The sequence below is a fragment of the Paenibacillus phocaeensis genome, from assembly GCF_900021165.1.
GTDB lineage: Bacteria > Bacillota > Bacilli > Paenibacillales > Paenibacillaceae > Fontibacillus > Fontibacillus phocaensis.
In genome coordinates this window covers 147947-162205 of sequence record NZ_FCOQ01000012.1, presented here as the reverse complement: position 1 = coordinate 162205, position 14259 = coordinate 147947, and the positions used below count along the sequence as shown (strand labels likewise).

Genomic DNA, 14259 nt, shown 5'->3' with positions numbered 1-14259 from the left:
TTATTCTTTTTCCAAATCGGGAAAAAAGTGAAAATGAACGCGCGGAGGGAACCATGATGAGCAAATTTATCGTCCGCGGTGGCAAGGTTTTGGCCGGGAACGTAAAAGTCAGCGGTGCTAAAAATTCAGTGCTACCGATCATTGCAGCGTCTTTATTGGGTGAAGAAGGAGTCAGCATTATTCGTGATGCACCGCCTCTTGACGATGTAATGACCATTAATAAAGTCTTGGAATCGCTGGGAGCAACCGTTACCTATGACCGGGAAGTCATTACGGTCGATGCGCGGCATATCGCTTCTTGCGAAGCGCCTTATGAATGGGTGCGAAAGATGCGGGCGTCTTTTCTTGTCATGGGTCCGTTGTTGACACGGATGGGTTTCACCCGGATTTCCCTGCCGGGGGGCTGCGCGATCGGGACCAGACCGATTGACCAGCACTTGAAGGGCTTCGAAGCGATGGGTGCCGAGATTACCCTGGGCCACGGATTTATCGAAGCCAAATCGAACGGTCGCCTCCGCGGAGCGAAGATTTATTTAGACGTGGCCAGTGTTGGCGCGACGGAGAACATCATGATGGCTGCGACTTTGGCGGAAGGCACGACCATTATTGAAAATGCAGCCAAAGAGCCGGAGATCGTGGACTTGGCGAACTACTTGAACGGTATGGGCGCTGTTGTCCGCGGGGCGGGAACCGGCATGATCCGGATCGAAGGCGTTGAGCAGTTGCACGGCTGCGAGCATACGGTGATTCCGGATCGGATCGAGGCCGGTACGTTTATGGTTGCTGCCGCGATCACCGGTGGAAACGTATTTGTCGAAGGAGCCATTGCCGATCATTTGGGACCGGTGATCTCCAAGCTGGAGGAAATGGGCGTAACGGTCGAAGCTCAAGAGAACGGCGTGCGCGTAATCGCAGACAAACCGCTGAAGGCTGTGGACGTGAAAACCCTGCCTTATCCGGGCTTCCCCACCGATATGCAGTCGCAGATGATGGCCTTGCTGCTGGTATCGGAAGGAACCAGTGTCATTACTGAAACGGTCTTCGAGAACCGCTTCATGCATGTGGATCAGTTCCGATTGATGAATGCCGACATTAAGGTGGAAGGACGCAGTGCGATCGTCTCCGGGAGCAGCAAGCTCAGCGGGGCTAAGGTATGCGCCACCGACCTTCGTGCCGGAGCGGCTCTGATCTTGGCCGGCCTGGTGGCCGATGGGACGACGGAAGTCAGCGGTACGCATCATATCGACCGGGGATACGTGAACTTGACCGAGAAGCTGTCCGGCTTGGGCGCGGACATTTGGCGGATTTCGGTCGAAGAGACCGTAGCGGAGACCGAGAAGATTCCGGCCAGCCTCAAAGAGGAAATCCCGATGTTGAAAATCCAGCCTTCCTGGGCATAAGGATCGAGAAGAATAGGAGCGCGGAGGAAAACCATGCCGGTGGCGTGGTTTTTTTTCATATCTACAGGCTGCTTGTGCTATCTCTCGCAGGCTAGCAGATGGGAGGAGGAATCCGGAACCCTGCGCGATCGCAATAAGCGTCTACGGCGTTTGTCCCAACGACGAAGGCGGTTCGGTCATGGGCCCCTTCGATTTTTAACGAGTTCCGGCGGATTTGATCTGCGATCACCCAACGGATGTTGAGGCTGTAACTGCACGAGCTGGAGATTCCCATCATTATTAAGATGAAGGAATGGGGCGGAAACCTATAAGTAGACGGCGCCGTTACTGAATAAGGCCAATGCGCCGGGATAAGGAAGAAGCGAAGGATCCGGGAGACCGGGTCTTTTTTTGTTGCGAAGGGACTGCTCTGCTGCTCTGCTGTTCTACTTAGTCTGCTGTACTGACCTCTTGGGCCGGTCCGGGACGAAATGTTGCATTTTAGGCAACAAGTGGACCAGGTTCGGAGCGTCTGCGGTGGAAATGTTGTAAAAAGGTCAACAATTTAGCCGCTCGAGGCATAAATCAGCTTAAAATGTTGCACATTATTCAACATTATTGCAGATTGGGGCTAAATAAACCCCGAAATGTTGCAGGAATTTCAACAATTTGCCTTGCCTCGTTCAAGCGTAGAAGAAGCAGCCGATTGAAAACGCCGTCCGACGTTTTTTTCGTTGGGCGGAATGGAAGAAAACGGGTTCTAGCATTTCGCCAAAACTCATATCTATAAGTATAGCGGGCAAACGATATAAGGAGAGAGAAGCTAGGTTGCTAGCTCGCTGACGAATGGCAGCACGAATAGAGGCGGAGGGATAGGAACCCATGCAGGAGCAATCGCAGATCTTAAAAATAAATGTGGTGCCTCGCCGAGAGGAGAAGCGCGATCAGCCTGAAACCGGCAGTCCGCGGACAAGCAGGAAGACGGCTCCCCGACCGATGGAGAAGGTAGAGAACAAAGCAGCCGCTGGATCGGCTCCCGTGAGCGTCACGGGGGTTCGCGGGATACAGGAGAGAACGTTGGGGGCAAGCGGCGAGGAAAGCGGGAAGGAAGGCGCTGGAAAGACCGCAAGTATAGGTGCAGGAAGAAATGTCGCGGAGAACGGTGCAAGTGGGGGATATGTGGGATACGGGAGAACTGTAGCTGAGAAGAGTGGGAGGCAAACGGGTGCGGGGGACGAGAGCAGGATAACGAGAAAGACCGGGGAGCCTGTGAGTACAGGCTATGGGAGAATAGCAGCGAAGGATGGGAAGTACGAGAGTGCAGGGAGCGGAAGATCCGGAGAGGGGAAGAGTGAGAAGAGTGTAGAAGTAGGGAGCGGAAGATCTGGAGTAGGGAAGAGTGAGAAGAGTGTAGATGTAGGGAGCGGAAGATCTGGAGCGGGGAAGAACGAGAAGAGTNCTACCTCACGCGCACCGGCGAGGTCGAGACCGTGCCGCTCGAGCAGTATGTCACCGGCGTCATCGCCGCCGAGATGCCGGCGGACTTCGAGCTCGCGGCCCTGAAAGCGCAGGCCATCGCGGCGCGCACCTTCATCGTCCGGCGGCTGGCGGCCGGAGATACTGGAGGCACCGCGGACGGCAAAGCCGACGTGAACGATACCGTCGAGCATCAAGTCTATCTGTCCCGCGCGGATTTGGAAGAGTGGCCAAGCCGGGGGAAGGGGGCACAGTTGGAGAAGCTGCGCCAGGCGGTTCAGCAAACGGAAGGGATCGTTATGACGTTTCGCGGACAGCCAATTACCGCCTCCTTCTTCTCCTCCAGCGGAGGTTATACGGAGAATTCCGAGGAATACTGGTCGCTGAAAATCCCTTACCTGCGCAGCGTGCCCAGTCCATGGGAAGCCGCGATCAACCCGAAAAACCGCGAGACTGTGGAGATGCCGCTGGCCCAGCTGTACAGCAAGCTGGGGCAGAAGGTGCCGGAACCCGTGCAGACGGCATTGGCCGACCTGAACCAAGGGGATAATCGTGCAAAGGAAGCGACGAAGCTAAGTGCCGGCAAGCTGTTCAAGACCCTCTCCTGGACCACCGGCCGCCGGGTCAAAGAAATTCGCATCGGAGATCAGGTCTACACGGGCCGCGAGGTCCGGGAGAAGCTGAACCTTCGCTCCAGCCAATTCACGCTGGCGGTGACCGGCGATACCGTGAAGATCACCACCTACGGCTACGGCCACGGGGTTGGCATGAGTCAGTGGGGGGCGAACGGAATGGCGAAGGAAGGATACACAGCCACGCAAATTCTCAAACACTACTACACGGGAATCTCGTTTCAACAGGCCTCTCATTTTATCAAATAGCCGATTGAAAGCAGACATTCTCTTTTTCTGAAAAAAAAGTATAAAGTCCAAGTATAAAAGAGTTCGCCCCGGTAACACTGGTTACTGAGGTGATGAGCAAATGAATGAAAACCAGAAAAAAACAGGCCACGAGGAATCTCCTAAAATTGGATTGGGAGAGCCGGTCAAGCCGGTATCCGCGTGGAAGAGATTATTGTCGAAGAGATGGGTTTACCCGGCAGCGTATGTGGCGGCAGCGGCAATTATACTAACCTTAGTGTGGGTCTACCAAGATGCGAGCAACAAGCCATTGGACTCGACCCCCGCCAGCGTAACCGACACCGTAAACCTGTCCGGCGAAGAGGAAGCCGCAACGGGAGAGGGAACGAAAGAGGAAGATGCGACCGAAGTGATCGCCTCCTCCGAAGATCTCACTTGGCCGGTTGCGAACATCGCCGATGTTGCCGTCGTGAAGCCGTTCTATGAGAAGGAAGGCACAGCCGAAGAACATCAAGCAGCCCTGGTGCAGTACAACGATACGTTTACGCCAAACACCGGGATCGACCTGGCCCGTGAAGACCGCAAGCCTTTCGAGGTAACGGCCGCCATGAGCGGGAAAGTCACGCGGGTTGAAGAAGTCCCGCTTCTCGGGTATGTCGTGGAAATTACCCACGCGAACAACCTGAAGACGGTATACGAAAGCTTGGGCGAAGTGAAGGTGAAGAAGGATGCCGAAGTGAAGCAAGGCGATACCATCGGCAGCGCCGGCCGCAACGAAATGGAGAAGGACCTCGACAACCATGTCCATTTCGCAATTTATGAGAACGGCGAGCTGGTCAATCCGGAAACCGTGCTTCCGAAAAACTGAAGGTAACCCATCCATCCCATTTATTGGAACTGTCACCCGATTCCCACATCGGAACGGAACGTGCGACAGGCCAAGCGGAGAGCGAGCAGCTCTCCGTTTTTTTGTGCTGTGGTCTGGTGAATCGGGATAGTGTAGTTGGTGCACGGATCCGGCGAGGAAAGGACCTTCTTAGCGAGCAGGGAAGGGAAGTCTGTCAGGGTTTGTCCCGCCCCGTGCGCCTTCGCTTTAGATGACCGCAGGTAAAATAAAAGCCGACGCCCAGGCTTGTCAGGCTTGGAAACAAAGAATATCTAGGCCCGCCCCTCATATAATGTACCAAACTATCTCGAGTTGAGGGAGGCGGGAGCGTGCACGATTACATCAAGGAACGGACGATAAAGATTGGGCGGTGCATCGTGGAGACACGGCACACCGTTCGAACCATCGCCAAGGAATTCGGTGTTTCCAAAAGCACGGTGCACAAGGATTTAACGGAACGTTTGCCGGAGATTAATCCGGATTTGGCGGATCAAGTGAAGCACATTCTCGAATATCACAAATCGATCAGACACCTGCGCGGCGGTGAAGCGACCAAGATCAAGTATAAGAAAAAAGGTCAATCCAAACGAGAGGTGATTAGCTCCGTTAATTAATGGGTAATTATTTAGTTCACCCATCGAACGATTATCATTGAATCATTCCCCTAAAGTATGGTATTTTTAAATATGGTATAAGATGATGTGGAATTTCATCCATTTATCCCGAAATTTTACGAAATTCAACGACTTTTGTCGATTGACTGCATCTTGATTAGCGGGACACTTCTGCCATATTGCATGGGTAAGGCCGCTGCGTCCTTTCCGTGATTTACTAAAATACGCTTTGGGGGATCGAATGATGGGCAAGGATATTGGGATTGATTTAGGCACGGCCAATGTGCTGATTCATGTCAAGGGCAGGGGAGTCGTTCTTGACGAACCTTCCGTAGTCGCGATTGACAGCGACGGGAGACGTGTAATGGCCGTCGGTGAGGAAGCGAGGCGGATGGTCGGCCGTACGCCGGGAAATATCACTGCAATTCGTCCCCTGAGGGACGGAGTCATTGCCGATTTTGAAATTACGGAAACGATGCTGAAATACTTTATCGATCGGGTGGGCGGCAGAAGCTGGTACAGCCACCCGAGAATTCTGATCTGTGCGCCGACGAACATTACCTCGGTAGAGCAGAAAGCGATTCGCGAAGCCGCCGAACACAGCGGCGCCAAAGAAGTGTATATGGAAGAAGAACCGAAAGCGGCCGCAATCGGAGCCGGCATGGATATTTTTGAACCGAGCGGCAACATGGTTGTCGATATCGGCGGCGGGACGACGGATGTGGCGGTGCTCTCCATGGGGGACATCGTCACGGCTTCGTCGCTTAAAGTCGCCGGGGACAAGTTTGACGCGGCCATTATTAAATATATTAAAACGAAGTACAAGCTGTTGATTGGCGAACGGACAGCGGAGGATATCAAGATCGGCATCGGAACGGTGTACCCGAACGGACGGGTGGCCGAGATGGATATCCGCGGCAGGGACATGGTGTCCGGGCTGCCGTTGACCGTAACGATTACGGCGAATGAGATTCAGGAGGCGCTGGCCGATCCGGTCTCTTCCATTGTCGCCACCGCCAAATCGGTGCTGGAGCGCACTCCGCCGGAATTGTCCGCTGACATTATCGACCGCGGTGTGATTTTGACCGGGGGAGGCGCTCTGCTGAACGGACTGGACGAGCTTCTCGCCGAAGAGCTTCGCGTACCGGTGCTGATCGCGGAAGACCCGATGCATTGTGTCGTGAAGGGAACGGGCATCATGCTCGATAATTTGGACAAGGTGCTAAGAAGAAAGTTCTGATCGTCCGATATAAATAAGTAGGAATATACTGCCCGGTGGGTGAGGGCATGAATATATAGCATTTGGAGGTAAGGCCATGCTAAGAGGACTCTATACTGCAGCATCCGGCATGATCGCCGAGCAGCGGCGTCATGATACGGTCACGCAGAATATCGCCAATCTCAATACGCCGGGCTATAAGTCGGTCAATTCCGTGGCGCACTCTTTCCCGGAGATGTTAATTTCCCTCATGGGAGACAAGCCGTCCGGAGCCGCTTCACAGATCGGGAAGCTGGTGACCGGGGTGTTTGCGGAAGAGAGTCTGCCCGCGTTCACGCAAGGGGATTTGAAGGAAACCGGGAATGGGACCGATTTCGCCTTGATCTCTCAGCTGAGCCTGAACGACCCGGCGACGGACCAACCTTATGCTTTTGACGCTTCGGGCAAGTTCGTCACCGAGGACGGCGAGGTCATTTACCGGCCGCAAGCCTTCTTCGCTGTAGAGGATAACGAGGGCAATGTGCGTTATACGCGGGACGGCAACTTCTCCGTTAATGCCGCAGGTGAACTGAGAACCTCCTCCGGTTATCGCGTATTGGATGACACCGGCTCTGCGATTGTCCTCAATCCGAGTCTGGCTGTGAACACGCTGACCAGCGATGAGGCCGGGAATTTGACGGCGCTGGACAACCTCGGCGCCCCGGTGAACTTGGGGGCTTTGGGGATTACGGTAGTCGAACGGCCTTATCAATTGATTCGTGAAGGCAACGGCGTCTTCCGGGTCGCTGATGCGGAGGCAGCAGGAGTCCGGCCCTTGGATCTCCAAGATCCGCAGGATCTCAATGGGTTGAAGGTTCGCCAGGGCTATCTGGAGGTATCCAACGTCGATGCTGCCCAATCGATGGTCGATTTACTGGCCGCACAGCGGGCTTATGAATCGAATCAGAAAATGATTCAATATTATGATCGCAGTTTAGATAAAGCGGTGAACGAAATCGGCCGCGTGTAAGTGACGCGGTTGGCATAACAGGAGGTGCGGCATGAATAACACCATCATCAGCGCGATGGTTTCAATGAGCGGAATTCAACAACGTCTGGATCTGCTCGCGGATAACATCGCCAATGTGGATACAGTAGGGTACAAACGCAAGCAATCCAATTTCGAAGATACGTTGACCCGGGTGCAGCAGCAGACTTCCGATCTGAATTTGCCCGGCCGCGCGTCGCCGTCCGGCTTCAACCTCGGTTTCGGTTCGAGAATGTCACAGGTGACGGTGAATTACACGCAAGGCTCGATTAAAGAGACCGGCAATCCAACCGATTTGGCGATTGAAGGGGACGCGATGTTTAGCGTATTGACACCGGATGGCGTTGTCGCTTATACCCGTGGCGGAGATTTCCACATTCAACCGGTTCCGAATGATGCCGATACGGTCTTCTTGGTGAACAAGCAAGGTTATGTGGTCTTGAACGCCGAAGGTGAACCGATTACCTTCGCTTCGGATGCCAAGCTCAGTGTTGATGCGGAAGGCAATCTTCTCGCGACGAACGGGGAAGGAACGACAGAAGCGGGACGCATCGCTTTGTTGACGGCGGAACGGCCGGACGCGTTGATTCAGAGGGATGGCAACCTGTTTGTCTTGGCGGCGGGAGTGGATCCGGCTCAGGCGATGGTGGATTCACTGACCTTGCCGCAGGAACGGCGGGCGAGCCTGCGCCAAGGGGCGCTGGAAGCTTCGAATGTCGATTTAGCGGAAGCGATGACCGAAATGATTCAGGTGCAGCGAGCTTATCAGTTGACCGCTCGCGCGCTGACGTCCGGGGAAACGATGATGGGCCTCGCCAACAACTTGCGCGGATAGGTGGGAAGCTTCATGAGTGAAGACAATCAACCGGTTGCAAAGCGGCCCGCCTGGATCGTGATCTTGCGCATCGTGCTCGTGCTGCTCGTACTCGTTGCAGCTCTGGCAGCAGGTACCGTCGTAGGTTATGTTGTATTCGGCAAACAGAGTGCGTCGGATATTTGGAACTGGTCAACGTGGCGGCATGTATTCGATTTGGTCTTTGCTTCGTAACAGGAAGCAACGGATGTTTCAATTCATGCGTACAGAACGCATATATAAACGTATATATAATAGAAGAAACAGATTGAATTTAACAGAATTGTCCACAAACTCTCGGCTGACGGGAGTTTTCTTTTTGTAGGCGAAAAATGTATAATGATGGGGGACTCTACGGCATTCGCAAGTCAAAAGGGCTTTATCCGTAACCGACCGAGAGGTCGATTGCGGATAAGCCCCTTATCTTAACCTTCGCTTCTGCAGAGGCGAAGGATAACTACAGTGTGACCGGATGCCTGCGCTTTTATTCAGTTTTTGAGGGGACTGCGCAGGGGCGGCCGCCTATCCGCTAATTGGAAAGGAGATTACATATGTTAAATACGAACGAGATTCAAGAGATTCTTCCGCACCGTCCTCCATTTTTGCTGGTAGACCGCATTATCGAGCTTGAGGAAGGCAAACGCGCCGTCGGCATCAAGAACGTGACGATTAATGAACCTTTCTTCACGGGGCATTTCCCCGGTTATCCGGTTATGCCGGGGGTGCTGATTACCGAGGCCTTGGCGCAGGTTGGGGCTGTGGCGATCCTGAATGTAGAAGCAAACCGCGGTAAAATCGGCTTCTTGGCCGGATTGGATGAGTTCCGTTTCCGCGGACAAGTCGTTCCAGGGGATACGCTTCGACTGGAGGTTGAAATTACCCGCATGAAGGGTTCTATCGGCAAAGGCCATGCGATTGCGAAGGTGGACGATAAGATCGTTGCCGAGGGAGACATCATGTTCGCCTTGTCTTAAACGGCGGGGGAGATCACTAAGGAGGAGAAACAACCATGACGGAAATCAGCAAGTCTGTAAGAGAGAAGCTGGATAGCTGGCTGCAGGATCCCACGATTGATGAAACCACCAAGCAGGAATTGCGCGATTTGCAAAATAACCCGGCTGAGCTCGAGGATCGCTTCTACCGGGATCTGGAATTCGGTACCGGCGGTTTGCGCGGGGTGATCGGTGCCGGGAGCAACCGGATGAACCGCTATACGGTCGCCCGTGCTTCTCAAGGGTTCGCCGAATATATTCTGGAAGCGCATGCCGGCCAAGCCGGGGCGCCTTCGGTTGTGATTGCCCATGACTGCCGCCACTTCTCGCCGGAATTTGCGCTTGAGGCCGCATTGGTGCTCGCCGGCAACGGCATCGTCGCCAAGTTGTTCCCATCGCTTCGTCCAACGCCGCAGTTATCTTATTCTGTGCGCGCTCAGCAAGCGACCGGGGGCATCGTTGTTACCGCGAGCCACAATCCGCCGGAGTATAACGGTTACAAGGTCTACAATTCGACGGGGGGTCAGCTTGTTCCGCATGAAGCCGAACAGGTCATTGCCCGCATTCAAAATATCGACTCCTTCGCGCAAATTCAGCGGTTAAGCCAGCAGGAAGCGGAAGCGAAAGGGCTGCTCGTCTGGCTTGGCGCCGCTGAGGACGAAGCGTTTGCGGATACGGTGGCGAATACCAGCGTGAATCGCGAGCTGATGGCAGCTGGCGCAGCCAAGGATCTGGTCGTTGTCTTTACCCCGCTGCATGGTACGGGGAACCTTCCCGTTCGCCGCGCTTTGGAGAAGATCGGGTTCACTCAGGTCCATATCGTGAAGGAACAGGAATTGCCGGACGGTGATTTTCCAACGGTGAAGTCGCCGAATCCGGAAGAACGGGAAGCGTTCACGATGGCGATTGAGCTGGGCAAGCAAGTCGGCGCGGACCTGCTGATCGGCACGGACCCCGATGCGGACCGGATGGGGGCGGTCGTGCGGAACCGGGATGGGGAATATGAAATCCTTACCGGTAACCAATCGGGCTCCTTACTCGTTCATTATGTATTGAGCCAATTGAAGGACAGAGGAGCGTTTCCGGACAACGGCGCGGTCGTCAAGACGATCGTAACCAGCGAATTTGGCGCAACCATCGCGCGTCACTACGGGGCGACAGTGTTTAACACGTTAACCGGCTTCAAATATATCGGCGAGAAGATGAATGAGTTTGAAGCTTCCGGCGATTATACTTATTTATTCGGTTATGAGGAAAGCTACGGATATCTGGCGGGGAATTATGCGCGCGACAAAGATGCCGTTGTAGCCTCGACGCTGATCTGTGAGGCGGCGGCTTATTATAAACGCCAAGGCAAGACGTTGATCGATGTGCTGGAGGAGCTTTATCAACAGTTCGGCTACTATCGTGAAACGTTGGCTTCCCGGACATTGAAGGGGAAGGACGGCCTGGCCCAAATCGGCGCATTGATGGAAGCGTTCCGCAGTCATCCGCCGCAAGAGGTCGGGGGCGTACGCGTATCCGAGGTGCTGGATTACTCGCTGGGCCTCGACGGGTTGCCGAAGGAGAACGTCTTGAAGTTTTTGCTGGAGGACGGCTCGTGGTTTTGTCTGCGCCCTTCGGGCACGGAGCCGAAGATCAAGTTCTATTTCGGCGTTTGCGGCACTTCCGCGGAAGACGCCAAGTCCCGATTGGCTCGGATTCAGGACGATGTGCTTGCACGGGTGGATAAGTAGTTGTAACGGTAAGCCCGCATGGGGAAACAAAAAACAGATGTGGATTGATGCATTTTTGAGGAGGTACCTTAGTGATTCGAAGTTGGCAGCGGTGGAATAACGCTTCCCGCAAATGGTTGTGGGTGTTGGTCATTGTCGGAATTCTGGCATCCGTGCCGGTAATCGCGCAGCGGGTTCAAACGGAATCCTCCGCGAACAAGGTGGAGTTCGTCTTTAATTATCGAGGGTTGCTGGATATCGCTTCGTATCAAGCGAATCCGCAGGCTTATCTGGACGATCAGCTCGACCGGCTGAAGGAAGCTGGCGTGGGCACGATGGCGATGTTTGAAAGCACGCTGGATGAATTGTCGAAGGCGCGTCGGATTATGGTGTTTAGTTCAGTGGAGGCTGCAAAGCTGAACGGAGCCGTGATTACGGAGAACGGCAATTATACGTATCTGGCGTTTATGAATGCGGACATCGAAGCACAGTTAAAACCGATGATTGAGGCATCGTTCCGCAAGCTGGATGTGCCGGTGACGAACTGGCGTTATCAGGATCACGGCGGTCTGGTGATCGGCATGGGCATGGAGGAAGCGGTGATGAAGCCGCTGCCGCTGGACCCGATTGCTTTTAACCTGCTGCGGGAGAAGGGCTTTACGATTTTGCCGCGCCTTTCGGACAATATCCCTTATGATCAGGAGGAGGTGGACCAGCAGCTGGCCTTTTTTGCCGAGAATGGGGTTAACCGAATTCTGTTTGACGGCGAAGCGGTGAAAGGCTTTAACGAAAATGACTCGAAGAACAGCCTGCAAGGCTTTGCCGAGCTGCTGAAGAAGCATGGCATCGGCATCGCGGCCATCGAGAACCTGAAGGCTCCGCAAAAGGGCCTCAATAAGTTAGCCTACTTGATCGACTATAACGTGGTGCGCCTGCATTCTCTGGCCGATACGGAAGCTTCCCAGGAGAAAGCAACCTTAGCCGACCGGTTCGTGCTGGCCACCAAAGACCGCAATATCCGCATGGTGTATCTCAACGCCTCGGCTTCCAAGGATTTGGCGAAAGCCTCGATCACGAATCCCATCGACAACCTGATCGGTTCGCTGCAAGCTCCGGGGAATGCGATCGAGCGCATCGAGAACAACGGGTTCGAGCTGGGGCAAGCCGAAGCCTTTACCATTCACGATGCCGGCTGGCAGAAATACCTTAAGGCGCTGGTCGTGCTTGGAGGCGTGGCGCTGGTGGCGCTGCTGATTTCCTGCTTCCTGCCTTCACTGACGCTGGCGGCTTGTGTTCTCGGCTTGGTTGGTTCTGCCGGACTATATGTGCTGAAGCCGGTATTGTTCGAGCAAGCTTTGGCCTTGTTCGTAGCCATTAGTGCGCCGACGATCGCCATGGTGTTGGCGATTCGCAAAGTGCAGGAGCTGCAGGAGAAGCATCCGAATCTGTCGAACGGACGCCGCTTGACGCATACGATCGTGTTGTTTATCAAAACATCGCTGCTGTCTCTGCTGGCCGTGCCGTTCGTCATCGCGCTCTTGAATAACATTACGTACAACTTGGTGCTGAATCAATTCCGCGGCGTAAGCTTGCTGCATCTGGCACCGATTTTGCTGATTGCGATCTATGTCTTCCTGTACCGGGGCAACTCGGTTTGGGAAGAGCTGCAAAGATGGCTGCGCATGCCGATCACGGTGCTTTGGGTCGCTGTCGCTGCAGTGCTGGGGATTGCAGCCTTGTATTACCTGTCCCGGACCGGCAATGCGGGCACGCCGCTGCCGGGCGAAGCGGCTTTCCGTTCCTTCCTGGAGAACACATTTGGCGTACGGCCGCGGAATAAGGAATTTTTGTTGGCGCATCCGCTGTTTATCGTCGGACTGTTCGCGGCGTTCCGTTATCGCTGGGCAATGTTCGCCATGATTATCGCGGTGATGGGGCAGTTATCGATGGTTGATACGTTTGCACATCTTCATACCCCTGCGGTGCTTTCGCTGATCCGTGACGTTCTGGGTCTCGGCCTGGGTCTCGTGATTGGTTTGATTGCCGTCCTGGTATGGCAAATCATTGAAAGGTGCTGGGATAAATGGTCGCCACGACTCCTAAAACATTAGTTCTGTCGGGGTATTACGGCTTCCGCAACAGCGGAGACGAAGCGGTGCTGCAGTCCATCCTGCTGGCTTTGGAGGAGGAAGGGCTGACCACCGGCGTGGATATTAAACCGGTCGTCCTGTCGATCGATCCCGAATGGACGAGTCGGACGTATGGTGTGGAATCCGTCCACCGGATGAAACTTGGCGAGGTAAGGAAGGCTATAAAGAGCAGCGACGGGTTGATCAGCGGAGGTGGCAGTCTGCTGCAGGATGCTACGGGGATCAAGTCGATTCCGTATTATCTGGGCGTAATGAAGCTGGCGCAATGGCTCGGCAAGCCCACCTTCGTCTACGCCCAAGGCATCGGACCGGTGAACCGCAAGCTGTTCCGGCCGCTGATCGCTTCGGTGTTCCGGCGCTGCGACTATATTTCCGTTCGCGACACGGAATCGGCCGGCTTGCTGCGGGAGATGGGACTTCGCGGCAAGGATGCCGTTCAGGTCGTGCCCGATCCGGTGATGGGACTGACGCTACGGGTAGACGACGCTCCCGGGTCGGAAGAGTACGGCGGCGATTCAAGCGAGTCCACCTCGGAACTGCCGGTGGTTGGCGTCTCGGTTCGCTTCTGGAACGAAGCGCGAACCGAGCTGACGCAGCTGGCCGAGGGGCTCTCGCTGCTCTGCCGCCGCAAGCCGGTGCATCTTCGCTTCCTGCCTTTTCATTTCCCCGGCGACGACGAAGCTTCGCGCTTCGTGATGGAACGGCTGGGAAATGTGGCGGAACGCGGATGCACCGTGAGCATTGCGCCAGAGACGGAGCACCCGCAGGATATGCTGCGGGAGGTCAGCCGGTGCAGCCTGCTGGTCGGCATGCGGCTGCACAGCTTGATCTACGCCGCCTCGCAGAACGTCCCGCTGCTCGGCGTCTCGTATGACCCGAAGATCGACCATTTCCTCGGTCGCATCGGAAGCGTCCCGGTCGGGACCGCGGAGGAGCTGGATCCGCGGATTCTGGCCGCGGAAGGGGAGCGCCTCCTGCAGGAAGCCGGGACATGGCGCAAGAGCCACGCCGCGCAAATCGCTGAATTGAAGCGGGAAGCACGGGTGCCCGCGCGGCGGATCGTTGAATTTTTACGAAAGTGATGGGTG

At 55.0% G+C, this 14259-nt stretch carries 12 protein-coding genes; all 12 read left to right on the top strand.

The features are described from left to right. Window positions 1-56 precede the first annotated feature (56 nt). The 12 genes from murA (at window position 57) to csaB (ending at window position 14253) form a co-directional block, all read left to right on the top strand. Window positions 57-1400, top strand: coding sequence for a UDP-N-acetylglucosamine 1-carboxyvinyltransferase (gene murA / locus BN3795_RS06205; RefSeq protein WP_198524663.1), 1344 nt, complete (start codon window positions 57-59; stop codon window positions 1398-1400). A 1409-nt stretch (window positions 1401-2809) separates the two neighbouring features. After that, complete coding sequence (gene spoIID / locus BN3795_RS06200; RefSeq protein ID WP_068783834.1) at window positions 2810-3736, top strand: stage II sporulation protein D; 927 nt, start codon at window positions 2810-2812, stop codon at window positions 3734-3736. Between the two features lie 100 nt (window positions 3737-3836). Then, window positions 3837-4583: a M23 family metallopeptidase gene (locus tag BN3795_RS06195; protein WP_068783833.1), complete on the top strand. Its 747-nt coding sequence runs from the start codon at window positions 3837-3839 to the stop codon at window positions 4581-4583. A gap of 347 nt (window positions 4584-4930) precedes the next feature. Further along, window positions 4931-5215: a sporulation transcriptional regulator SpoIIID gene (gene spoIIID, locus BN3795_RS06190; RefSeq protein WP_009223751.1), complete on the top strand. Its 285-nt coding sequence runs from the start codon at window positions 4931-4933 to the stop codon at window positions 5213-5215. 241 nt (window positions 5216-5456) lie between these two features. Then, complete coding sequence (gene mreB, locus BN3795_RS06185; RefSeq protein WP_068783832.1) at window positions 5457-6455, top strand: rod shape-determining protein; 999 nt, start codon at window positions 5457-5459, stop codon at window positions 6453-6455. Window positions 6456-6531: 76 nt separating this feature from the next. Beyond that, complete coding sequence (locus BN3795_RS06180) at window positions 6532-7443, top strand: flagellar hook-basal body protein (protein ID WP_068783831.1); 912 nt, start codon at window positions 6532-6534, stop codon at window positions 7441-7443. Window positions 7444-7474: 31 nt separating this feature from the next. Further along, window positions 7475-8296: a flagellar hook-basal body protein gene (locus BN3795_RS06175; RefSeq protein ID WP_068783830.1), complete on the top strand. Its 822-nt coding sequence runs from the start codon at window positions 7475-7477 to the stop codon at window positions 8294-8296. A 12-nt stretch (window positions 8297-8308) separates the two neighbouring features. Then, window positions 8309-8509: a DNA-directed RNA polymerase subunit beta gene (locus BN3795_RS06170; RefSeq protein WP_068783829.1), complete on the top strand. Its 201-nt coding sequence runs from the start codon at window positions 8309-8311 to the stop codon at window positions 8507-8509. Between the two features lie 356 nt (window positions 8510-8865). After that, the gene (gene fabZ / locus BN3795_RS06165) at window positions 8866-9288 is read left to right on the top strand and encodes a 3-hydroxyacyl-ACP dehydratase FabZ (RefSeq protein WP_059041676.1); all 423 of its coding nucleotides are present in this window, start codon (window positions 8866-8868) and stop codon (window positions 9286-9288) included. Window positions 9289-9323: 35 nt separating this feature from the next. Further along, a complete protein-coding gene (locus tag BN3795_RS06160) occupies window positions 9324-11042 on the top strand; it encodes a phospho-sugar mutase (RefSeq protein WP_068783828.1) in 1719 nt (572 codons plus the stop codon). A 71-nt stretch (window positions 11043-11113) separates the two neighbouring features. After that, window positions 11114-13132 carry a DUF5693 family protein gene (locus BN3795_RS06155; RefSeq protein WP_068783827.1) on the top strand — a complete coding sequence of 673 codons (2019 nt, stop codon included), beginning with the start codon at window positions 11114-11116 and terminating at the stop codon, window positions 13130-13132. Then, window positions 13105-14253, top strand: a complete 1149-nt coding sequence (gene csaB, locus BN3795_RS06150) for a polysaccharide pyruvyl transferase CsaB (RefSeq protein ID WP_068783826.1) — start codon at window positions 13105-13107, stop codon at window positions 14251-14253. Before BN3795_RS06155 ends, csaB begins: the two co-directional genes overlap by 28 nt. Window positions 14254-14259 lie beyond the last annotated feature (6 nt).